The sequence below is a fragment of the Streptomyces sp. NPDC048278 genome, assembly GCF_040652195.1.
GTDB lineage: Bacteria > Actinomycetota > Actinomycetes > Streptomycetales > Streptomycetaceae > Streptomyces.
The window spans coordinates 1-20,547 of sequence record NZ_JBEZLP010000004.1; the positions used below are offsets into that span (position 1 = coordinate 1).

General features: G+C 72.0%; 19 protein-coding genes. 9 read left to right on the forward strand and 10 right to left on the reverse strand.

Going from position 1 to position 20,547, the window contains the following annotated elements:
* Nucleotides 1-154: 154 nt before the first annotated feature.
* Complete coding sequence (locus tag AB0D74_RS08675; protein ID WP_362583103.1) at nucleotides 155-955, reverse strand: hypothetical protein; 801 nt, start codon at nucleotides 953-955, stop codon at nucleotides 155-157.
* Between the two features lie 315 nt (nucleotides 956-1,270).
* Entirely contained in the window at nucleotides 1,271-2,005 is a 735-nt protein-coding gene (locus AB0D74_RS08680; RefSeq protein WP_362581966.1) for a sirohydrochlorin chelatase, read from the reverse strand.
* A 189-nt stretch (nucleotides 2,006-2,194) separates the two neighbouring features.
* Here AB0D74_RS08680 and AB0D74_RS08685 point away from each other — a divergent pair, with 189 nt between their 5' ends.
* Nucleotides 2,195-2,875 (forward strand): ElyC/SanA/YdcF family protein, encoded by a 681-nt coding sequence (locus AB0D74_RS08685; protein ID WP_362581967.1) that lies wholly within the window; start codon nucleotides 2,195-2,197, stop codon nucleotides 2,873-2,875.
* Between the two features lie 32 nt (nucleotides 2,876-2,907).
* On the opposite strand, the gene AB0D74_RS08690 is transcribed toward AB0D74_RS08685, so the two are convergent.
* The 5 genes from AB0D74_RS08690 to AB0D74_RS08710 all read right to left on the reverse strand — a co-directional run bounded on the left by AB0D74_RS08690 (nucleotide 2,908) and on the right by AB0D74_RS08710 (nucleotide 9,032).
* On the reverse strand, nucleotides 2,908-4,179 hold the full coding sequence (locus AB0D74_RS08690) for an IS630 family transposase (RefSeq protein WP_362581969.1): 1,272 nt from the start codon (nucleotides 4,177-4,179) through the stop codon (nucleotides 2,908-2,910).
* Between the two features lie 36 nt (nucleotides 4,180-4,215).
* On the reverse strand, nucleotides 4,216-5,133 hold the full coding sequence (locus tag AB0D74_RS08695) for an RNA polymerase sigma-70 factor (RefSeq protein ID WP_362581971.1): 918 nt from the start codon (nucleotides 5,131-5,133) through the stop codon (nucleotides 4,216-4,218).
* Nucleotides 5,130-6,320, reverse strand: coding sequence for an FAD-dependent oxidoreductase (locus AB0D74_RS08700; protein WP_362581973.1), 1,191 nt, complete (start codon nucleotides 6,318-6,320; stop codon nucleotides 5,130-5,132). Before AB0D74_RS08700 ends, AB0D74_RS08695 begins: the two co-directional genes overlap by 4 nt.
* A gap of 453 nt (nucleotides 6,321-6,773) precedes the next feature.
* Entirely contained in the window at nucleotides 6,774-8,078 is a 1,305-nt protein-coding gene (locus AB0D74_RS08705) for an AMP-binding protein (RefSeq protein WP_362581975.1), read from the reverse strand.
* Nucleotides 8,079-8,597: 519 nt separating this feature from the next.
* Complete coding sequence (locus AB0D74_RS08710) at nucleotides 8,598-9,032, reverse strand: gamma-glutamylcyclotransferase family protein (RefSeq protein WP_362581977.1); 435 nt, start codon at nucleotides 9,030-9,032, stop codon at nucleotides 8,598-8,600.
* A gap of 138 nt (nucleotides 9,033-9,170) precedes the next feature.
* Between AB0D74_RS08710 and AB0D74_RS08715 the strand changes: the two genes are divergently transcribed.
* The 8 genes from AB0D74_RS08715 (at nucleotide 9,171) to AB0D74_RS08750 (ending at nucleotide 18,043) form a co-directional block, all read left to right on the forward strand.
* Nucleotides 9,171-10,814, forward strand: a complete 1,644-nt coding sequence (locus tag AB0D74_RS08715; protein WP_362581979.1) for a M4 family metallopeptidase — start codon at nucleotides 9,171-9,173, stop codon at nucleotides 10,812-10,814.
* Nucleotides 10,815-11,075: 261 nt separating this feature from the next.
* Entirely contained in the window at nucleotides 11,076-11,750 is a 675-nt protein-coding gene (locus AB0D74_RS08720) for a YceI family protein (RefSeq protein ID WP_362581982.1), read from the forward strand.
* A 342-nt stretch (nucleotides 11,751-12,092) separates the two neighbouring features.
* The gene (locus AB0D74_RS08725) at nucleotides 12,093-12,617 is read left to right on the forward strand and encodes a hypothetical protein (RefSeq protein WP_362581984.1); all 525 of its coding nucleotides are present in this window, start codon (nucleotides 12,093-12,095) and stop codon (nucleotides 12,615-12,617) included.
* A gap of 118 nt (nucleotides 12,618-12,735) precedes the next feature.
* Nucleotides 12,736-13,359, forward strand: coding sequence for a class F sortase (locus AB0D74_RS08730; RefSeq protein ID WP_362581986.1), 624 nt, complete (start codon nucleotides 12,736-12,738; stop codon nucleotides 13,357-13,359).
* Between the two features lie 417 nt (nucleotides 13,360-13,776).
* Nucleotides 13,777-14,076: a hypothetical protein gene (locus AB0D74_RS08735; protein ID WP_362581988.1), complete on the forward strand. Its 300-nt coding sequence runs from the start codon at nucleotides 13,777-13,779 to the stop codon at nucleotides 14,074-14,076.
* Complete coding sequence (gene nirB / locus AB0D74_RS08740) at nucleotides 14,076-16,694, forward strand: nitrite reductase large subunit NirB (protein WP_362581990.1); 2,619 nt, start codon at nucleotides 14,076-14,078, stop codon at nucleotides 16,692-16,694. Before AB0D74_RS08735 ends, nirB begins: the two co-directional genes overlap by 1 nt.
* Nucleotides 16,691-17,041 (forward strand): nitrite reductase small subunit NirD, encoded by a 351-nt coding sequence (gene nirD, locus AB0D74_RS08745; protein WP_362581992.1) that lies wholly within the window; start codon nucleotides 16,691-16,693, stop codon nucleotides 17,039-17,041. The genes nirB and nirD overlap by 4 nt, the downstream gene beginning before the upstream one ends.
* 57 nt (nucleotides 17,042-17,098) lie before the next feature.
* Nucleotides 17,099-18,043 carry an aminoglycoside phosphotransferase family protein gene (locus AB0D74_RS08750; RefSeq protein WP_362581994.1) on the forward strand — a complete coding sequence of 315 codons (945 nt, stop codon included), beginning with the start codon at nucleotides 17,099-17,101 and terminating at the stop codon, nucleotides 18,041-18,043.
* Between the two features lie 33 nt (nucleotides 18,044-18,076).
* Here AB0D74_RS08750 and AB0D74_RS08755 read toward each other — a convergent pair whose 3' ends face one another.
* The 3 genes from AB0D74_RS08755 to AB0D74_RS08765 form a co-directional block, all read right to left on the reverse strand.
* Nucleotides 18,077-18,628, reverse strand: coding sequence for a YciI family protein (locus tag AB0D74_RS08755; RefSeq protein WP_362581996.1), 552 nt, complete (start codon nucleotides 18,626-18,628; stop codon nucleotides 18,077-18,079).
* A 69-nt stretch (nucleotides 18,629-18,697) separates the two neighbouring features.
* The gene (locus AB0D74_RS08760; protein ID WP_362581998.1) at nucleotides 18,698-19,264 is read right to left on the reverse strand and encodes a TetR/AcrR family transcriptional regulator; all 567 of its coding nucleotides are present in this window, start codon (nucleotides 19,262-19,264) and stop codon (nucleotides 18,698-18,700) included.
* A 117-nt stretch (nucleotides 19,265-19,381) separates the two neighbouring features.
* The gene (locus tag AB0D74_RS08765) at nucleotides 19,382-20,545 is read right to left on the reverse strand and encodes an alpha-hydroxy-acid oxidizing protein (protein WP_362582000.1); all 1,164 of its coding nucleotides are present in this window, start codon (nucleotides 20,543-20,545) and stop codon (nucleotides 19,382-19,384) included.
* Between the last annotated feature and the right edge of the window lie 2 nt (nucleotides 20,546-20,547).

The window sequence follows — 20,547 nt, forward strand, 5'->3', positions numbered from 1 at the left end:
GCCTCGGGCTGTCCGGGCCGCAGGTCGTCGAGGGCTGGTACGGCCGCCCGTTCCCGAGGTCGCCGCTGACCGCGACGCGGGAGTACGTGGATGGCGGTCGCCGCCCGCGCCGGGCGCGGTTCGGGTCACCGGGCGGAGTTCGGCCCGGGGCGGGTCAGCTGCCGAGGGTGGTGTCCTGGAAGATCCAGAGGTTGCCGACACTGATGGGCTCGCCGATCAACTTGGTGCAGGCGGTCGTGCTCTCCTTCGACCAGGCGAAGCCCACCACCGAGGCGGGACGGTTCTTGGCCTTCGCGTCGACCTTGTCGATGTCGGTTTTCACGCGTTTCGCGAAAGCGTCCGCCGACTCCGTGGCGGTCTCCACCTTGAGCTCGACCAGGAAGCGGTCGCCGAGGAAGAGGTCCGCACGGGAGCCACCAGTGGTGTCCACTGTGAAGGGCGGCTGCCGGGACACCGGGATATCCGCGTCCTGCAGCGCGAGGTAGAGCTCGACCTCCAGCCAGGACTCCCAACCGCCCTCGGATTGACAGGCCCTGCCGATGCGGCCCTTGTTGGCCTCCGCCCATGCGACGGCCGTCTGGATGAATATCTCGTGGTACCCCAGGTCCACCCTGGTGCCCTGGGAGCTCTGCGACTCGCTGCTCGAATCGTCCCGGGGCACATAGTCACCGACGGGCTGGCCGGGGTACTCCTGCGAGGAGTGCTCCTCCGACGAGGAGCCCTGATCCTCGGAATCCTCCTCCGACGAGGAGCCCTGGTCCCCGGAATCCTCCTCCGACGAGGAGCCCTGGTCCCCGGAATCCTCGTCGGAGGAGTTCCTCTTGATCTTCGGGCGCTTGGACGCAGGGCCATCGCCGCCGTCTTCGGCCTTCCGCTTCGTCCCGGTCGACACGGTTCTCGCCGCGGGGTGGTCCTGCTCGTCGTCGGAGATGTCCTCGGAGACGTCTTCGGACATGGGGTTCCCCTCCCTGGTCGGTGCCGAGAATCCTCCGATATCGACTATGTCCTGTAACCACCGATACAAGTCAGATGAAGAGACTTTCACATGACATCACTGTTTATAGAGGTAGCTTCCGCCTCACCCGCCACGCGCGAAAACACGGTCGGACATGGCCGTTCGGCTGGTCGGGACCCGGGCGAGCCATGGATTCATACAGGTGTTCGCCCCTCGCCACGGTGTCCGGAAATCGCGCCGGGACGGCGTTCGGCTGCCTGGCGGCCGTGCACGGTCAACCGCCCGCGACCTCCTCGATGACGTTCACCTGCCGCCTCAGGCAGCCGCGGTCAGCGGTGTTCCGAGCGCGTGTCCGTAGCGGTGGAGGATCAGCTCGGCCATCGCGGCATGCGCTCCCAGGGGAGCCGAGGCGAGCCACGGGGCGTGGGCCGCGCACTCGGTGGCGAAGCGGCCGGGGGCCGTGAAGTAGGAGGCGACGGCGATGTGGTGACGGCCCCTCGCGCGCAGGGCGGTGATCGCCTCCGGCACCGTCGGGGTCGCCGCCGAGGCGTAGGCGGGGAGAACCGGGACGCCCAGGCGGGCGCCGAGGAGGCCGGCCATGCGGTCCGTGTCGGCCCTGGACTCCGGATCCCGGGAGCCCGCCGCCGCCAGGATCACCGCGCTCGCGGGCCGGCGGCGCCAGCCCGCCTCCAGCAGGCGGGCATGCAGGACGCCGGCCAGCAGGGGGTCCGGGCCCAGCGGGGCGGCGACGCGGGTCCGGACGCCGGCGACCGCAGCCATCTCCGGGATGTCCCGCTTGACGTGGTAGCCACGGCCGAGGAGGAGCGGGACGAGGACGGCCTCGGTCTCCCCGAGGGCGGCGAGGGCGTCCGGGAGCAGCGGCTCGTTCAGCTCGATGTGACCGAGGTGCACGGGCAGGCCGGGGCGCAGCGCGCGTACCCGGTCCATGAGCGCCCGTACGGTGCTGAGCGCGCGCGGGTCGCGGCTGCCGTGGGCCACCAGGACCAGGGCGGGCGGACCGGGGCGCGGGGAGAGGTCGGTCACCGTCATGCGAAGATCCTCGCCGGGCGAGGTTGCACGCCCGTTGCCTGACCGTCACGAGTCTTTTCCGGCACTTCACGGCCCGCACCCACACGCTGTGAGCGAACCGGAACCTCCCGCGCTGCGTCCTCCATGGTCGAAGCCCGCAAGAAGGACCGCAGGAAGAACCCGCAGGAAGAACGAGGGGGGACCGAGCGTATGAGGATACGCCGACCGCGGCTGCCGCGGACCCGCACCGGCCGGCGGCGCCTGGTGCAGGGCGTGATGGCCGCGTGCGTGCTGGCGCTGCTGCCCGCCACCTGGCTGTACGTCTCGACGGCCGGCCGGCTGCGCACGGTGGCGGACGTCCCGCACGCCGATGTCGCGGTCGTCTTCGGCGCGGGCCTGTGGGACGGCGAACCCTCGCCCTACCTCGCCAACCGCCTGAACGCGGCGGCGACCCTGTACAAGGAGGGCCGCATCAAGGTCGTCCTCGTCACCGGCGACAACAGCCGCAAGGACTACGACGAGCCGGACGCCATGCGCACCTACCTGACCGCGCACGGCGTCCCCGGCACACGCATCGTCAGCGACTACGCCGGCTTCGACACCTGGGACTCCTGCGTCCGCGCGAAGAAGATCTTCGGCGTGCACCGGGCCGTCCTGATCAGCCAGGGGTTCCACATCCGGCGCGCGGTGGCGCTGTGCGAGGCCGCGGGGGTGGCGTCGTACGGGGTCGGGGTCGACGCCAAGCACGACGTGACCTGGTACTACGGCGGGACGCGGGAGGTCTTCGCGGCGGGAAAGGCCGCCCTCGACGTGCTGTTCGAACCGAACCCCCAGTTCCTGGGGAAGAAGGAACCAGGGGTGGCCCAGGCCCTGGCCGCGGCGCCGCACTAAGCGGTCGGCGCCGGAAATCCTTCGGGGGTTGATCACGCTGCCAGCGCGACGGAGGATTCTTCCGGGTGATCGGTGGTGTGCCGGTCGATCCTGGCCAGCAGATCGTCCCGGTCGGAGGTGGTGAACTTCCACTGGAACGGCTGTGCCGTGGCGTTGTAGTGGTCTTCGAAGGCTCGGAGCCGGTTCCCGACCTGGGCAAGGCCGGTGAAGTCGTTGGGCGCCACGACTTTGCGCTGCACGACGGAGAAGAAGATCTCCACCTGGTTCAGCCAGGAGGCGTGCACCGGGGTGTGGACCAATACGGCGGTCGGGAACGCGGCGACACGGCGGTCCACTGCGGCCTTGCCGCGGTGAGAGGAGCCGTTGTCGACGATCCAAAACACGCGCTTCGCGCTCGCGTAGGGTTCCTGTCTCATGACCTGGGCGACCAGGGTCATGAACTGAGCTGTACCGGTGGTCGGCTCGCCATGGCCGAGCACTGTGGCCTCGTGGACGTCGTAGGCGGCCAGGTAGGCCGGTGCACCGCCGCGCCCGTAGGTGTGGTTGACCCGCATCGCTCTCGCCTGGCCGGGCGCGAGGGTGGGGCGGCAGCGGAAGCGGGCCTGGATGGAGGTCTTCTCGTCCGCGCTGATCACGCACTCGTCCGCGCCGAGCGGCTCGCCGTCCCAGGTGCGGGCGTACAGGTCCAGGACCCGGGCCGCCTTGGGCCGGAAGTCCGGGTCGGTGAGGAAGATCCACGAGCGGTACCGCCAGGGTTTGATCGCGCCCTGGTCGAGCCAGCGGCGCACGGTGGACGCCCACAGGAAGGGTGCGATGCCGCGCTCAACGGCCTCGCGGGCCAGTTCCGGGCACGACCAGCGCGACAGCGGCGCGCCGGCCTCGGCGGGAAGCCGGCAGGCCAGCGCCTTGACCTGCGCAGCCTGCAACGCGGTGAAAGCAGCGGGCCGCCCCGGGCGCTTGCGGTCGCACAGTCCCGGCAGGCCCAGGTCCGCGAACCGGCCCCGCCACGTGCGCACGATGTCCACGTGCACTCCCACCTCGACGGCGATACGCGCGTTGGACCTGCCTCGAGCCGCCCGGAGCACGATCTGCGCCCGCACTCTGACCCGGTGCTCGGACTTGTGGCCCCAGGCCGCCTTCTTCAACCGGTGCCGCTCGGCGGCGGTCAGGACTGTCGGGCGCGCGGCGGCAACAGGCAAGGCAGGCAAACCGATCTGCAGAAGTGGATCACGACGGCCACAGCCTGCCGCATCCGCTTTCACCAGGGCCCGGCCCGTGCCTGGGCTGCGGGCCCGGGCGCTCACGGGGATTCCGGCGGGCGTCGATATCGATCGGGCGGCTCAGGAGAGTTCGCGCCGGGTGCCGGCGGCGACGGCGTGGAGCTTGTCGGGGTTGGCCACGTTGTGGATGGTCGAGATGCGGTCCTCCGCGTCGAAGTCGAAGGTCAGCGTCGCCATCACACGGTCCGGGCCGCGGAAGACCACGCCCGGGCCGCCGTTGATCCAGGTGAGCTCCGCCCGCATCTGATCGGGCGTGACGCCCTGGTAGGTCACGGTGCCGAGCGCGGCGAACCAACCAGCCACGGTCTCCAGGCCGACGACCGGCTTGAGGGCCTGGCGGACCTTGCCGCCACCGTCGGTCCACAGCGTCACGTCCGGCGAGAGCAGCTCCATCAGGATGTTGATGTCGCCGCCCGTGGCCGCCGCGAAGAATCGCTCGGTGACGTCGCGTCGGCGGGCAGGGTCGGCGGTGAAGCGGGGCCGCCGGGCCTGCACGTGCTCGCGGGCGCGGTGCGCGGCCTGCCGCACCGCCGCCTCCGAACGCTCCACCGCCTGGGCGATCTCCCCGTAGCTGAAGGCGAAGGCTTCCTTCAGTACGAAGACCGCACGCTCCAGCGGGCTCAGCGTCTCCAGCACGACCAGCAGCGCCATCGAGACCGAGTCCGCCGTGGCGACGCCGTCGGCGGCGTCCGGGCCGGTGAGGATCGGCTCGGGCAGCCACGGGCCGACGTACGTCTCACGCTGGTGGCGGGTCGAACGGAGCCGCTCCATCGCCAGGTTGGAGATGATCCGGGTCAGGTAGGCCTTGGGGTCGGCGACCTGGGACCGGTCGGCCGCCGACCACTTGAGCCAGGCGTCCTGGACCACGTCCTCGGCGTCGGCGGCGGAGCCGAGGATGCGGTAGCCGACCGAGAAGAGCAGGGTGCGGTACTGCTGGAAGGCGAGCTGGTCGGCGTCGGCCCGCTGCGGCTGGGTCACTTGGCGCTCCTGATCCGGGTGTAGCGCCCGCCGTGCGGCCAGAACGCGCCCGAGACGGGCATCTTCTTCATGCGGGCGAAGGTCGGCCACGGCGCGGCGCTGACCGTCTCCTTGTACTTCGCGGCCCGCTTGCCGGTCAGCACGATCCGGCGCGGGCTGTCATCGGGGTGGGTGAACTGCACGACGGCGTCGTTCCGGCCCAGGCTGACAGGCGTGTGGTAATAGCCGAAGCGGAAGGGCTTGGGCTCCCTGCCGGCCAGCACCCGCACGATCGAGAGCGCCGCGTGCACGCCGGTAGGCATGCCGCCCTGGCAGGTCCCGTGCATCACACCGTAGCCCTGACGGATCGCCGCCGCGTCGCCCACGGCGTAGACCTCCGGGTGGGAGACCGAGCGCAGCGCGCTGTCGGTGACCACCCGGCCGCGCTCGTCGACGGTCAGGCCCGCAGCCGCGGCCAGCGGGGAGACGCGGGTGCCGCTGGTCCACAGCACCGCGGCCGCCTCGATGCTGGAGCCGTCCGCGAGCTCGACGCTGTCCGGCAGCACCTTGACCACGTCGACGCCGCAGCGCACCTGCACGCCGAGGCGGGCGAGCGCCGCGTTCAGGTAGGCCTTGGCCTTCGGGTGCATGGTCGCGCCCGGCTCCGCCCGGCCAAGCAGGACCACCTGGAGCTCCGGGTGTCGCTCGGCGATCTCCGCGGCGGCCTCGATACCGGTGAGGCCGCTGCCGCCGACCACAACCGTCCCGCCGTCGAGGCGGGTCAGCCGGTCGGCGAGGAGGGTGGCGTCCTCCGGGCTGTTGAAGGTGTGGGTGTGGTCGTCCACGCCGGGGACGGAGGCCGTGTCCGCGATGCTGCCCAGGCCGTAGACCAGGGTGTCGTAGCGCAGCACCCGGTCGTCGTCGATCCGGACGGTCTTCGCATCGGCGTCCACGGCGGTGACCCAGCCGCGGACGAACTCGGCGCCGGTGCCGTCCAGCAGTTCCGGGATGTTCAGCTCGGCCGTCTCCTGGCCGGTGGCGGTCATGTGCAGCCGGAGCCGCTCGGTGAAGGTGTCGTAGGGGTTGACCAGCGTCACTCGCAGGTTCCCGCGCTTCCTGGTGCGGGCCGCGAGCTGCATCGCAGCGGAGAGCCCGGCGTAGCCGGCGCCCAGGACCAGGACCTCGTGCTGCTGCGTTGTCGTGTTCATCGCTCTGCTGCCTCTTTCGTGTGGACCGTTCCCGCGTTGCGGACGACCACCAGACGCAAGCTGCCCTTTCGTTCGTGACATGGGGCCGATGTGACCCACATCACCTCGCAGAGAGAAGACGGACGCGACGCGGCACCAGCCCCCCGGAGCGCCGCGACGCAGCATTCAACCATGATCGACTGACTCCGCACGGGAACTGACGGAACAGCAGAAGCCGCAGACCAGTGGCAGGGCTTGATGCACGCCACCCGCGAGCACGACCGCCTCTGCACCACCCCCGACAAGCGCCACTTCACCCTCACCACTCGATCGCGAGCTTCACTCGAGACGAACCGCACCCACATCGCCGATCGTCATCACCTCGACACCTGAACGGCGGCGGCCCGCGGCCGGCTCCGGAGTCAACCCCCGAAGGACCTCTGGAGCCGACCACTAAGCGCGGCGCCGTGGTCCTCATCGGGTGACTGTCACCGTGCCCGCCGTGCGTTCCCCGGCGAGCCGCAGCAGTGGCCGTTCACCGGGCGGGCCGAGCCGGCCGGCGGGGCGGCCGAGGTGTTCGAGGTCGCCGTCGGGGGTCCAGCGGCCGAGGTCGCGGGTGCGGAACATGACGCGGCCCTCGCCGAGGAACGGGTCCGGGGCGTACCGCTGGGCGTTCAGGGCCTCCTCGCCGAGGTAGCCGGCCGAGACCGGGTCGCCGCCCACCCACACCTCGCCGGTCTCCCCGACGGGCAGCGCACGGCGGTCGGCGCCGAGGACGTACACCGTGCCGTTGGGCAGGGGCCGTCCGGCGGCCGGGGTGCGGCGGCCCACGGTGGTGGCGAGGGTCGCCTCGGCCGGGCCGCGGCAGTGGAGGAGGGCGGTCCGGCGCGACCAGCGGTCGGCGAGCGGGCGCGGGCAGGGTTCCCCGGTGACGGCGACCGTGCGCAGGTCCGGGCAGCCGGCGGGGTCGATGCCGGCCAGCACGGCGGGGGTGGCGATCAGGACGGTCGCGGCGCGGGCCGCGGTGCCGGTGTCGGTGTCCGTGCCGCGGACGGCCAGCGTGGCGCCGCGGGTGAGGCAGCCGAGGATCTCCCAGACGGCGGGGCCGGAGGCGATGCCGAGGAGCTGGGCGACCCGGTCACCGGGGCGGATGCCGAGCCCGCCGGGTTCGGTGAGCAGCAGGTTGGTGATGTTGCGGTGGGTGAGCTGCACACCGTGGCGGCGGCCTGCGGTCCCGGGGACGAAGAGGACGCAGCAGCCGTCGTCGGGGTGCGGCGGCAGCAGCGGCACGGGGCCTGGATCGTACGGCGCCGGGTCGTCGAGGGCGATCAGCCGGTGGCCGCCGGGGAGCGGGAGGGGGACCCGCGGGACGTGTTCCTTCTGGGTGAGGATCACCCGGGTGCGGGCGGTGCGGATGACGTCGGCGAGCTGGGCCGGAGGCGTGCGGCCGATGTCCTGGGGGACGTAGGCGGCGCCCGCCTTGAGTACGGCGAACAGGCCGACGAGCATCGGGATGGAGCGCCGGGCGAACAGGCCGACCCGGTCACCGGGCCGGACGCCCTCGCGGACCAGCCGGGCGGCGAGGGCACCGGCGTAGCGGTCGAGTTCACCGTAGGTGAGGGTCGCACCGTGGTGCTCGGCGGCGACGGCGTGGGGGGTGACGATGGCGTGCCGCTCGATGGCCCGGTGGACGAGCGGTTCGTGGACGGGTACGTCGGCGCCGCGGCCGTACTGCCAGAAGAGGTGCTGGTCGCGGGGGGTGAGGTGACGCAGAGGCATGGCTCGGGGACCTCCTGGCTGGCTCTTTCGAGTGGGGGGAGGCCGAGTCCGGGAGCGGCGGGGGCCCGGTCAGGGCGGGGTGGGGCGCCGTGCGGGTCCTGCGGGTCCTGCGGGTCCTGCGATCTTGCGGGGGGGGGGCGGGCTTCGCGGAGTCTTACGGGTCCTGCGGGCTGCGGGCTGCGGGCTGCGGGCTGCGGGCTGCGGTGGCAGACGACGACTGTAGTCGGGCCCCTTGAAGACTCAACGGGGCGGGACCGGCCAACAGGGGTGGGGAATGAGCCACGTTCGGGGGTGCCGTGCCGCGGGGGCAACGGGAGCGGCGCCGGACCGGGCGCCCATCAGCCCCGCTCGGCCCGCCCGGGCCTGCTCCTCCCCGCTCATCCCTGCTCGGGCCCGGCGGCAGCAGCGGCACCGGCCGCCGACCGGCCATCGCTTCTCACGATGGCTGGGATACCGCGGGGAGTTGACCGGGCGCCGAACTCTCCGGCACCCCTCGGCCGGCTTCCCCGACGCCCCCGGTCAGCCCTGGCCCAGCCAGTCGCCGCCGTCGATGCGCCGCCCGTCCGCACGCAGCTTCCCGGCAACGACGGGCCCGGCGACGTACACCCAGGCCCGGACCGCGGCCCCGTCCCGCAGCCGTACGACGTCCCGCGCGACGCGCACGTACAGGCTCGCCGGATCCTGCGGCACGCACTCCTCCAACGCGTCGAGTTCCAGGAGGAGTCTGCCGTACGCCTCGGGCCGCGCGGTGACGAGTTCGCCGCGCACCGCCGCGGGACCGGGCTCCTCGACGGCGTAGGGGTAGCCGGGCCCGTCGTAGAGCACCGCGCCGTCGAGACGGCCGGATTCCTCGCTCTCCGTCCGCCCCCGCAGGTACGCGTCGTGGTTGACCTCGCCGGGGCGGAGCGTGCCGTAGACGAAGAACGGGAGGTGGCGGGGGTCGCGGGTGGTCACAGGAAGGATTCTGCACCCCCTCCACCTCCACACACATCTCCATGGAGGCGCTATGGACATGACATGTCATGGCCTCTTAAATCTCTGTCGTCATCAGCGCCACCCCCACGCCTTCGAGGCGCACCTCCAAGGAGACCGATGAGCCGGACACGGAACACCCGAGCCTCCCGTCTCGCCACGGCCGGCGTCGCCGTCACCACCGCGACCCTGCTGGCCGCCGCGCTCTCCCCCGCCGCCCACGCCGACGCAAGACCGTCCCGGGCCACCGCGATCGCGAACGCGGCACAGGCACTCGTCCAGCACGCCACCGCCCTGGGCCTCACGTCCGCCGAGGGCACCTCGGTCCGCGACGTGATCGTGGACAGGAACGGCAACCAGCACGTCCGCTACGACCGTACGTACCACCGACTCCCGGTCCTGGGCGGCGACTTCGTCGTCCACCTCACGTCGGACGGCGCGTACCGCAGCGCCGACCGGGCGACCCGGAGCCGGATATCCGTGGCGTCGACCGTCCCGAGCGTCTCCGCCCCGAAGGCCGCCGACCTCGCGGTGAACGCGCTGCGGGCGGCGAACCTCGGCGACGCGCTGAAGCAGGTGCAGGCCAAGCCCCAGCTGATCGTCGACGCCCTGCACGGCACCCCGAAGCTGGCCTGGCGCACCAACGCCGTCGGCAAGGACTCGCTCGGCAACCCGGTCGCCCGCACGGTGCTGACGGACGCCCGCACCGGGGCCCAGATCGACGCCTGGGACAGCATCGAGACGGCGACCGGCGACGGCAAGTCCCTGTACAGCGGCACGGTTCCGCTGGAGACGACGCAGTCGGGCTCGACGTACAACCTCACGGACCCGACGCGCGGCAACACCTACACGGGCGACGCGGCGAACAAGACCGACCTGTGCATCTTCGGCATCTGCATCAGCCGGGCGCCGTCCACGGTGTTCACGGACGCCGACAACCACTGGGGCACGGGCGCCACTTCGGACCGTTCCTCGGCCGCGGTCGACGCCCAGTACGGCACCAACGAGACCTGGGACTACTACAAGAACGTCCAGGGCCGCAACGGCATCGCGGGCGACGGCAAGGGCTCGTACAACCGCGTCCACTACGGCAACAGCTACAACAACGCCTTCTGGGACGACAGTTGCTTCTGCATGACGTACGGCGACGGTGACGGGACGACCTTCGGCCCGCTGGTGGCGCTTGACGTGGCGGGCCACGAGATGACGCACGGCGTCACCAGCAAGACGGCCGCGCTGACGTACTCCGGCGAGTCCGGCGGCCTGAACGAGGCGACCTCCGACATCCTCGGCACGCTGGTGGAGTGGTACGCGAACAACCCCTCGGACCCCGGGGACTACCTGATCGGCGAGAAGATCGTCCGCTCCGGCTTCGGGAAGGCGGCGCTGCGGTTCATGGACCAGCCGTCGAAGGACGGGAGTTCGGCGGACTACTGGAGCTCGTCGGTGGGCAATCTGGACGTCCACTACTCCTCGGGCGTCGCCAACCACTTCGCGTACCTGCTCGCGGAGGGCAGCGGCGCGAAGACCATCAACGGCGTGAGCTACAACTCCCCGACGTACAACGGCTCGACGGTGACGGGGATCGGCCGCGACAAGCTGGGCGCGATCTGGTACCGCGCACTGACGGTCTACATGACGTCCTCGACGAACTACGCGGGCGCCCGCACCGCGACCCTCAACGCGGCGAAGGACCTCTACGGCAACGGCAGCGCGGAGTACAACGCGGTGGCTGCGGCGTGGAGCGCGGTGAACGTGAACTGAGGCACGGCACACGGAGATGAGGCGGCCGCCCCGGCGAACGAACCGGGGCGGCCGTCACATACACCCCAGACAACGGGGGAACAGCGCAATTCAAGGAAACCGGGAAACCGGGAAACGTGGAACCCGGCGAATACCGAGCACTTCCTGAGTGGAACTCATGATGACGATGTGCAGTTTCGGTGACGGTATACGGAATTCCCGAACTCCTCTGTCCTGACGGGCACTTGCGGCAATTCCCCGAGTCGACTAACTAGATAAATCATGAACTTGTTCAGCCGCCCCCACACGGCCCGCCGCACCCCCACGGTCCCCTCACGCCCGACGGCGGCGCCGGCCTCCCCCACCTCGGCCCCCGTCCTCCTGGACCCCGCGCTCGCCGCCCTCACCGGTGAATGGGTCATCGACCCGGCGCACAGCAGAATCGGTTTCTCAGTCCGGCACGCCATGGTGACGACGGTCCGCGGGGCCTTCGCCGAGTACAAGAGCCGCCTCTACTTCGACGGCCGCGACCCGTCCCGTTCCCAGGCCGAGATCATCCTGTCCACGGCGAGCGTCGACACGGGCGTGGAACAGCGGGACGCCCACCTGGCGGGCCGCGACTTCCTCGACTCCGCGACCTATCCGCGGATGCGTTTCCAGAGCACGGCGGTACGCCTGAAAGCCCCGGACGTCTACGTCATGACCGGCGACCTGTCCATCAGGGAGACGACGCGCCCGGTGGACCTGGAACTCACCTACATCGGCAACGTCACGGACCCCTTCGGCTACCAGCGCGTCGGTTTCGACGGCACCACCACCATCAACCGCATGGACTGGGGACTGGCCTACAACTCCCGCCTGGCGGAGGGCGGCGCGATGGTGAGCGAGACGGTACGACTGCAGTTCGACATCGCCGCGATCCGGATGGCGCCGGAGGGCGTACAGGGCATGCCGTAACCGCGGGGAAACGGCACGGAAGGCGTTTCGCCGCGTATCCGGAAATGCGGCTCGGTCGATCCGGGACACGTTCGGAATCACCCCTTCCCATCCGGCGGCACCGGTCGGTGCTGCCGGGGGTCACCCGTTCACTCCCCCCACCCACCACCATTCGTGTGTTCTTCATACCGGTGCCCGTACGACCCCCTTGACCTGCCGGAATCCCCGCTCAACGGGGTCCTGGCCCCCTCGCCGTGACACCCGTTCATCCCAAACCTGACGGCGCCTCAGGGAGCGGGACCGGGCGCTTGGCTTTTACCTCGGTAGAGCAAGGGAGTGGACGACCTCGACCGAGGGAGCACCATGCGACGCACCGCCCGTCTGGTGACCGGGACCGCGCTGGCCGTGGCCACGGCCGGACTCGCCGTCGCGCCGGCGTACGGCGGCGCCACCGGCAGCCTCGACGTGTACCCGTCGACCGCGGCGGCGGGCGGGCAGGTCACCGTGAACACGGCGGCCTGCGGCGAGAAGGGAACGGCGGTCGGGGACGCCAGTTCGGTCGGCGCCGGCACGTTCACCCTTGCGCCGAGCACGCACGAGGGCGAGGCGATCGGGCAGTTCCAGGTGCCGCCGAGCGCGCAACCGGGGACGTACGAGATCGTCGCGAAGTGCGCCGAGGGGACCCGGCAGGTGACCGGGGACCTGGTGGTGGCACTGGCGCCGGCCGCGGGGCAGCAGGTGCAGCCCCACGGCAGTGTGAAGACGGGGGTCGGTGGTGCCTTCGGCTCCGACCCCGTGCAGACCGCGGCAGGCGTGGCGGCTCTGGCCGTCGCCGCCGCGGGCGGTACCTGGCTCCTGCATCGCCGGGCGAGAGGCGATGTGATCTGACGGACACCCTCCGCTGTCCGTCCGCCGGTACCGCACATCCCACCCCCTCCGGGTCCGACGCCCCTCGCGGCCCGGAGGGGGAGGGGGTCACGTCCGTCCCTCAGGGAGAGGGGTTCACATGCGCAGGATCGGGGACACCGCGATAGCCGCCGTGACGGTCATGGCCCTCGGCTCCGGCGTATGGCTGCTCGGCCCCGGCCTCGGACCGCACGACGCGCCGCCCCAGCCGTCCGCCGCCGAGGGCCGCCCCGATCCCGGCGAGGAACGCCTCGAAGCCCCCGCCCTGCCGCCCTCCCCACCCACCCGCATCCGCATCCCCGCCATCCGTGTGAACGCCCCCCTCATGGGCCTCGCCCTCACCCCCGCCGGCAGCCTCGACGTCCCGCCCGCCGGGCAGAAGAACCTCGCCGGCTGGTACGAGGCCGGCACCACCCCCGGCGAGACCGGCACCGCGATCGTCGCCGGGCACGTCGACAACACCGAGGGCCCCGCCGTCTTCTACGACCTCGGCGCCCTCAGACGCGGCGCGACCATCGAGCTGGACCGGAAGGACAGGAGCGTCGCCGTGTTCAGCGTCGACGCGGTGGAGGTCTACCAGGCCCGCGACTTCCCCGACGACAAGGTCTACGGCCCCGCGAACCGCCCCGAGCTCCGCGTCATCACCTGCGGCGGCGGCTACTCGCGCACGACCGGGTACCAGGGAAACGTCGTCGTCTTCGCCCACCTGACCGGCAGCCGCTGAGAGGCACTCGGCACTCGGCACACGGCGAGGGCATCGGGCGATCGGGGAGCGACCGGTAACCAGTGACCGCCGACGGCTGCCGCGAGAGGCGATCACCGACGGGGACGGGGACGGGGAACCGACGGAAACCGGGCGCTCCTCTGCGCCCGCGCGCTCCGGGTACGACGTACACAACCGCTCCCCCGCGCGACCGGCCCCGCCGCCACCCACCCCCGCTCCTGCCGCCACCCGCGCCCCCACCCCGCCCACCTGCGGCGCAGGCCGAGCGCCGCCCCCGTGTTTCCCCCGCCTCACAGTGCCCACCGCTCCTCCGCGCGGACCCCTCACACCCACCCCCCGCCACCGAAGAGGGCAGCGTTCCTCCTGGGAAACAGCGGTGATGCGGCCGGGTAACGTCGGCGCCGCAGGCTCCTGGGTATGACCTCGAATTCGCGTGTGGTGGTGAGCGGCGCCGGCCGCGCGGGCGACCGCTGCCCCGTCCCGCGGCCCGGCGAGCACGCCGGTACCCCCGCGACGCCCGAGGCACCCGAGACGCCCGAGGCATCCATCGGCGGCGAGGAGCGGCGCCCGTACGGCCGGCTGCCGCTCGCCGGGGCGACCGCCCACTCGACGCTCCCCCTGCGCTCTCGGTTCTCCCTGTTCTCCCTGTTCTCCCTGTTCTCCCTGTTCTCCCTGTTCTCCCTGTTCTCCCCGCTCCCCAACGACGGAGGCTCCTGATGACCGCCACCCCCGGGGCCACCCCCACGATCGTGCTCGTCGGTCACGGCATGGTCGGTCAGCGCTTCCTCGAAGCGCTCGCCGAGCGCGGTCTGACCGCCACGCACCGGGTGGTCGTGCTGTGCGAGGAACCGCGCCCCGCCTACGACCGCGTCGCCCTCACCTCGTACTTCTCGGGCCGTACCCCCGACGAACTCTCCGTGACCGACATGGAGTTCATCGACGCGCACGGCATCGAGCTGCACGTGGGCGACCCGGCTGAGACGATCGACCGCGCGGCGCGGACGGTAACGGCGAGGTCCGGCATGGCTGTCGGGTACGACACGCTCGTACTCGCCACCGGGTCCTACCCGTTCGTGCCGCCGGTCCCCCACAAGGACGCGACCGGCTGCTTCGTGTACCGCACGATCGAGGACCTGCTCGCGATCGAGGAGTACGCGCGGTCGGGGGCGACCGTGGGCGCGGTGGTCGGCGGCGGGCTGCTCGGGCTGGAGGCGGCCGGGGCGCTGAAGGGGCTCGGACTCACCTCCCACATCGTGGAGTTCGCGCCGCGGCTGATGCCGGTGCAGGTGGACGAGGGCGGTGGCGCGGCCCTGCTGCGCACCATCGAGGAGATGGGCCTGACGGTCCACACGGGCGTCGGCACGCAGGAGATCGTGGTCGACCCGGCGGGCGCCGTGACGGGGATGAGACTGTCCGACGGTTCCGAACTCGCCACCGACCTCGTGGTGTTCAGCGCAGGTGTCCGGCCGCGGGACCAACTTGCCCGGGACTGCGGGCTGACCGTCGGCGAGCGCGGCGGCATCACGGTCGACGAGCAGTGCCGTACCGTCTCCGACCCGCACGTGTTCGCGATCGGCGAGTGCGCGCTGGCGGCGGACGGCCGGGTGTACGGGCTGGTGGCGCCGGGTTACGAGCAGGCCGAGACGGCCGCCGCCACCATCGCCGCCGACGAGGCCGCCTTCACCGGCGCGGACCTGTCCACGAAGCTGAAGCTGCTCGGCGTGGACGTGGCCTCCTTCGGGGACGCGCACGGCACGGCCGAGGGCTGCCTGGACGTGGTGTACTCCGACTCCCGTTCGGGTCTGTACAAGAAGCTGGTCATCGGCCGGGACGGAACCCTGCTCGGCGGCATCCTGGTCGGCGACGCGGAGGCGTACGGCACCCTGAAGGCGTTCACCGGTTCGGTGCCGCCGGTCCCGCCCGAGTCGCTGGTGCTGCCGGCCGGCGCCGGCGAGTCCGTCCAGCTCGGGCCGGCCGCGCTGCCCGACGACGCGGTCATCTGCTCCTGCAACAACGTCCGCAAGGGCACGATCCGCGGCGCGGTCACGGAGCACGCCTGCACCACCGTGCCCGAGGTGAAGAAGTGCACCAAGGCCGGTACGACGTGCGGCAGTTGCGTCAAGGTCCTCGGCCAGCTGGTCACCGCCGAGCTGGAGGCGTCCGGCGTCGAGGTCGACAAGGGCCTGTGCGGGTGCTTCGCGCAGACCCGCGAGGAGCTGTACGAGATCGTCCTGGCGCTGCGCGTCGGCACCTACCGGGACCTGCTCGACCGGTACGGCCGGGAGAGTGCCCGGGGCGGCGACGGCTGCGAGGTCTGCAAGCCGGCCGTGGCGTCGATCATCGCGTCCCTCGCCCCGACGATCGGCGCGAGCGGCTACGTCCTGGACGGCGAGCAGGGGGCGCTCCAGGACAGCAACGACCACTTCCTCGCCAACCTCCAGAAGAACGGCTCCTATTCGGTCGTCCCGCGCATCCCCGGCGGCGAGATCACCCCGGAGGGCCTGATCACGATCGGGGAGATCGCCCGCGACTTCGGCCTCTACACGAAGATCACCGGCGGCCAGCGCATCGACATGTTCGGTGCGCGCGTCGAACAACTCCCGCTGATCTGGACCCGGTTGGTGGACGCCGGTTTCGAGTCGGGCCACGCCTACGGAAAGGCGCTGCGGACCGTCAAGTCCTGCGTGGGGTCGACCTGGTGCCGGTACGGCGTCCAGGACTCGGTCCGGATGGCGATCGACCTGGAGCTGCGCTACCGGGGTCTCAGGTCGCCGCACAAGCTCAAGTCCGCGGTCTCCGGCTGTGCCCGCGAGTGCGCGGAGGCCCAGTCGAAGGACTTCGGTGTCATCGCCACCGCGGCCGGCTGGAACCTGTACGTCGGCGGCAACGGCGGCGCCACCCCGCGCCATGCGGACCTGCTCGCCCAGGACCTCTCCGACGCCGAACTGGTCCGGCTGATCGACCGGTTCCTGATGTTCTACATCCGTACGGCCGACCGCCTGGAGCGCACGTCGACCTGGCTGGAGCGGATCCCGGGCGGCCTGGACCACGTCCGTGACGTGGTGGTCGAGGACTCGCTGGGCATCTGCGCGGAGCTGGAGTCCCTGATGGCGGCGCACGTGTCCGCCTACGCCGACGAGTGGGCGACCACCATCGACGACCCGGAGAAGCTCGCCCGGTTCGTCTCGTTCGTCAACGCCCCCGACACCCCCGACCCGGTCGTCGGCTTCGTGCCCGAGCGGGACCAGATGAAGCCCGACCTGCCGCTGCTGTCCATCGGCCTGCGCCGCCCGGACGGTACGGCGACCGTTCTGGAAGGAAGCGCCCAGCGATGACCCTGGCCCCCGAGACCACCGACCTGAAGGTCCAACTCCAGCTGGCCGACAGCTGGTTCACGGTCTGCGACCTCAGCCTGCTCACGCCCGGCCGGGGCGTGGCCGTACTCCTCCCCGACGGCCGCCAGGCCGCCGTCTTCCGCGACCGCGCCGACCGCCTCTACGCCATCGACAACCGCGACCCGTTCGGCGGTGCGGCGGTCCTCTCCCGCGGCCTGACCGGCACCCACCAGGGCCGCCCGTTCGTAGCCTCCCCACTCCTCAAACAGCGCTTCGACCTGGAGACCGGCGCATGCCTGGACGACGAGACGGTACGCGTGACGGCGTACGGGGTGCGGGCCGCGTAGACGACCGCGACGCTCATGGCGCCCCGCCGTACACCCTGCGCCGCGTAGGGTGCCAGGGTGATCGGCATTCCCATCGGCATTCCCGGGGCCCTGGTGCGGGGCACGATCGACCGCGAGGGTGACCGCGGGGCGGCATGGATCGCCGAACTCCCGGCGATCGTCGAGGACCTGCTGCGGCGCTGGGACTGCGTGCCCGACGGCGAGGTGACGCACGGCGGGGTGGGCGTGATCGTCCCGGTCCGCCTGCGGACCTCCGGCCTCCGCTGCGTCGTCAAGGTGTCCTTCCCCCACCCCGGCAACGTCCACGAGCCGGACGCGTTCGAGGCGTGGGCGGGCCGGGGCGCGGTCCGCCTGCACCGGCGCGACGACGCCCGCTTCGCCCTCCTCCTGGAGCGGGCCCACGTGTCGACGCTGGCGGCGCTGGAGTCCGACGACGAGACGGTGATGACGATCGCGGGCCGCCTGAACCACCGCCTCGCCGTCCCGGCACCACCGGGCCTGCCCCGGCTCCGGGACCGCGCGGACACGTGGGCGGCGGAGCTGCGCGAGAACGCCGCGGAACTGTCCCACGCGCTCCCGTCCCGCGCGCTGGACGCGGCCGTCGCCACCACCCGCGAACTGGGCCGGACCCAGCCGGACACCCTCGTCCACGGCGACCTGCACGCACGCAACATCCTGCGGGCCGAGCGGGAACCGTGGCTCGCGGTCGACCCGAAGGGCTACGTGGGAGACCCCGCGTACGACGGCGGCACCCTCCTGAAGTCCCGCGCCCTGAGCCTCATGCACTCCGACGACCTCCCGGGGACCGCCCGCCGCCTCCTGGACGTCTTCGCCGACGCGGCGGAGCTCGATCGCGAACGCGTTTGCCGCTGGGCCCAGTTGCATGCCGTCCAGGCGTCGTTCTGGGGTCGCAGGCACGGCTTCCGCATCGCCCGGTCCGGGCCGCGGCTCGACCAAGTCACCCGGTTCGCGGACCGGTTGGCGGAGGTACTGGTGGTCTAGCCGGAGAGGGTCGTCCCGCGGCGCGTCTTCCCGTCACCGTCGCCCGCCGAACTCCCAGTCGTGCGCCTCGACATCGGCGTACCGCACCGGCGCCAGCACCCCGAGTGCCTCGTCCCGGTCCGCGGCCCGGACCAGCGCCGCCGTGCCGATCCAGGTGGTGCCGTCGTCGGACAGCAGCGGGCCGAACGCGATCAGGTCGTCGGGGTCGGCGCCGGGCGAGAGGCCGCCGGGGTCGTCGGGGACCGGCCCCAGACCGAGCACCAGGTAGCGGTTGCCGCCGGTCCGGCCGCCGGGGAACTCCCACATGGTCCGCCCCAGCAGGTTGCGCCACCGCCGCAGCAGCACGTCCCGGTACACGCCGGCCTGGTGGTTGGGCTCGTCGAAGGCGAACGCCCGGGCGGCGGCGGGGTCCGGCAGGTCGACGACGTGCACGCTCCCGCTCGGCACGTCGCCGGCCCCGAACGTCGGCCCTCGCGCGATCAACCCGGCCGCGTAGCCGTCCATGTAGGCCCAGTGGTCCTCCACCAGCTCCGCGCGCAACTCCAGGGAGCCGGCCCGGTCACGGTGGTAACAGAAGAACTCCATACCGACGGAGCCTTCCGCAGGAGGGCCAGGACCCTCAACACGGTTTCCCGGCCCCTGCCCCCGCGACCCCTACGGCCGCAACGCCACCGCGACCGCCACGCCCAGCCTGCGCACGAACTCCGCGCGGTCGCCGACGCGGTGCTTCCAGCCCTCGCCGGCCGCCTGCAGGACCTCGGCGATCTGGCGCGGCGTGACGGTGCCGGGGACGGTCCGGCCGGAGTCGGAGACCGCCTGCGCGAGCGTGTCGAGGAAGGCGTCGCGGTGGGCGTCGTACAGGTCGTGGAGGTGCGCGGTCCCGTGTTCCAGGAGTTCGTCGACGCCCTCGTTGAGGTGTGTGCCGACGTACCGGCCGAGGTTCGCGTCGAGTGCGGCCACCAGGCGGGCGTCGAGGTCCGCGCCGGGTGCGGACAGCGCCGTACGGACGTCCGCCAGCGCCCGGTCCAGCTCCTGCCGCACGGTCTCGCGGAACAGCTCCTCCTTGTCCGAGAAGAGGAAGTACAGGCCGGGGCGGGAGATGTCGGCGGCCCGCGCCACGGCGTCCATCGACGTCCTGCGGTAGCCGAAGGTGGCGAAGACGGTCAGCGCCGCCGCGAGCACCTGCTCGCGGCGTTGGGTGTCCCCTCGGGTCACAGCCATGGGCACACCCTACCGACTGGGCTTGATGTACATTTTTCGGCTACTTTGTTCAGCTGGTCAGCTGGTCAGCTGGTCGGCTGGTCGGCTGGTCAGCTGGTCGGCTGTTTGTTCAGGTACTCAGCCGGCGACGCGCCGCAGTGCCTCCGGCGTGAGGTCGGCGAGGGCCGGGTAGCCGTCGACGGCCATGATCAGGTCGGCCTCGGCGAGCAGGGCCCGCAGGATGTGGACGAGCCCCTCCTCACCCCCGTTGGCCAGGCCGTACGCGTAGGGGCGGCCGACGCCGACCGCGGTGGCGCCCAGTGCGACCGCCTTGACGATGTCGGCGCCGGTCCGCACCCCCGAGTCGAACAGGACGGGCAGGCCGTCGGCGGCCTCGACCACCTCCGGCAGCGCGTCGAGGGCGGGCAGGCCGCCGTTGGCCTGACGGCCGCCGTGGTTGGAGCAGTAGACGCCGTCCACGCCGGCGTCCTTGGCCCGGCGGACGTCCTCGGGGTGGCAGAGGCCCTTGAGGATCAGCGGCAGGTCGGTGATCGACCGCAGCCAGGGCAGGTCGTTCCAGGTGAGCGGGTTGCCGAAGATCCCCGCCCAGAGCGCGACGGCGGCCTGCGGGTCGTCCTCCGGGTTCTTGCCGAGGCGGGCCCGGAAGACGGGGTCGCTGGTGTAGTTGGCCAGGCAGTTCCCGCGCAGCTGCGGGAAGTTGCCGGTGCTCAGGTCGCGGGGCCGCCAGCCGGTGATCCAGGTGTCCAGGGTGACCACGATCCCCTTGAACCCGGCCTTCTCGGCCCGGTGCACCAGGCTCTCGGCCAGCTCCCGGTCGGTGGGCGTGTAGAGCTGGAAGAAACCGGGGGTGTCGCCGAACCCGGCGGCCACCTGCTCCAGCGGGTCGACGGTCAGCGTCGAGGCGACCATCGGTACGCCGGTACGGGCGGCGGCGCGGGCGACGGCGACGTCGCCGTGACCGTCCTGCGCGCACAGCCCGATCACCCCGACCGGGGCCATGAACAGCGGCGAGGGCAGCCGCATCCCGAACAGGTCGACGGACAGGTCCCGTTCGGTGGCCCCCACCAGCATGCGCGGCACCAGCCCCCAGCGCTCGAAGGCGTCGGCGTTGGCCCGCTGCGTCCGCTCGTCACCGGCACCGCCCGCGACGTACGAGCGCACCGCGGGAGCCAGCGCGGCCAGGGCCAACGGCTCCAGATCGGCGTACGACATCGGGAACCGCGGCACCACTCCGCGCAGCCCGTCGAGGTAGATCTCGTTCTGGTAGTCGGCGAACGCCATGT

Coding starts and splice junctions, on each gene's coding strand:
- AB0D74_RS08675 (WP_362583103.1), bottom strand. CDS start 955: ATGTCCGAAGACGTCTCCGAGGACATCTCCGACGACGAGCAGGACCAC.
- AB0D74_RS08680 (WP_362581966.1), bottom strand. CDS start 2,005: ATGACGGTGACCGACCTCTCCCCGCGCCCCGGTCCGCCCGCCCTGGTC.
- AB0D74_RS08685 (WP_362581967.1), top strand. CDS start 2,195: ATGAGGATACGCCGACCGCGGCTGCCGCGGACCCGCACCGGCCGGCGG.
- AB0D74_RS08700 (WP_362581973.1), bottom strand. CDS start 6,320: ATGAACACGACAACGCAGCAGCACGAGGTCCTGGTCCTGGGCGCCGGC.
- AB0D74_RS08705 (WP_362581975.1), bottom strand. CDS start 8,078: ATGCCTCTGCGTCACCTCACCCCCCGCGACCAGCACCTCTTCTGGCAG.
- AB0D74_RS08715 (WP_362581979.1), top strand. CDS start 9,171: ATGAGCCGGACACGGAACACCCGAGCCTCCCGTCTCGCCACGGCCGGC.
- AB0D74_RS08720 (WP_362581982.1), top strand. CDS start 11,076: ATGAACTTGTTCAGCCGCCCCCACACGGCCCGCCGCACCCCCACGGTC.
- AB0D74_RS08725 (WP_362581984.1), top strand. CDS start 12,093: ATGCGACGCACCGCCCGTCTGGTGACCGGGACCGCGCTGGCCGTGGCC.
- AB0D74_RS08730 (WP_362581986.1), top strand. CDS start 12,736: ATGCGCAGGATCGGGGACACCGCGATAGCCGCCGTGACGGTCATGGCC.
- AB0D74_RS08735 (WP_362581988.1), top strand. CDS start 13,777: ATGACCTCGAATTCGCGTGTGGTGGTGAGCGGCGCCGGCCGCGCGGGC.
- nirB (WP_362581990.1), top strand. CDS start 14,076: ATGACCGCCACCCCCGGGGCCACCCCCACGATCGTGCTCGTCGGTCAC.
- nirD (WP_362581992.1), top strand. CDS start 16,691: ATGACCCTGGCCCCCGAGACCACCGACCTGAAGGTCCAACTCCAGCTG.
- AB0D74_RS08755 (WP_362581996.1), bottom strand. CDS start 18,628: ATGGAGTTCTTCTGTTACCACCGTGACCGGGCCGGCTCCCTGGAGTTG.
- AB0D74_RS08760 (WP_362581998.1), bottom strand. CDS start 19,264: ATGGCTGTGACCCGAGGGGACACCCAACGCCGCGAGCAGGTGCTCGCG.
- AB0D74_RS08765 (WP_362582000.1), bottom strand. CDS start 20,545: ATGGCGTTCGCCGACTACCAGAACGAGATCTACCTCGACGGGCTGCGC.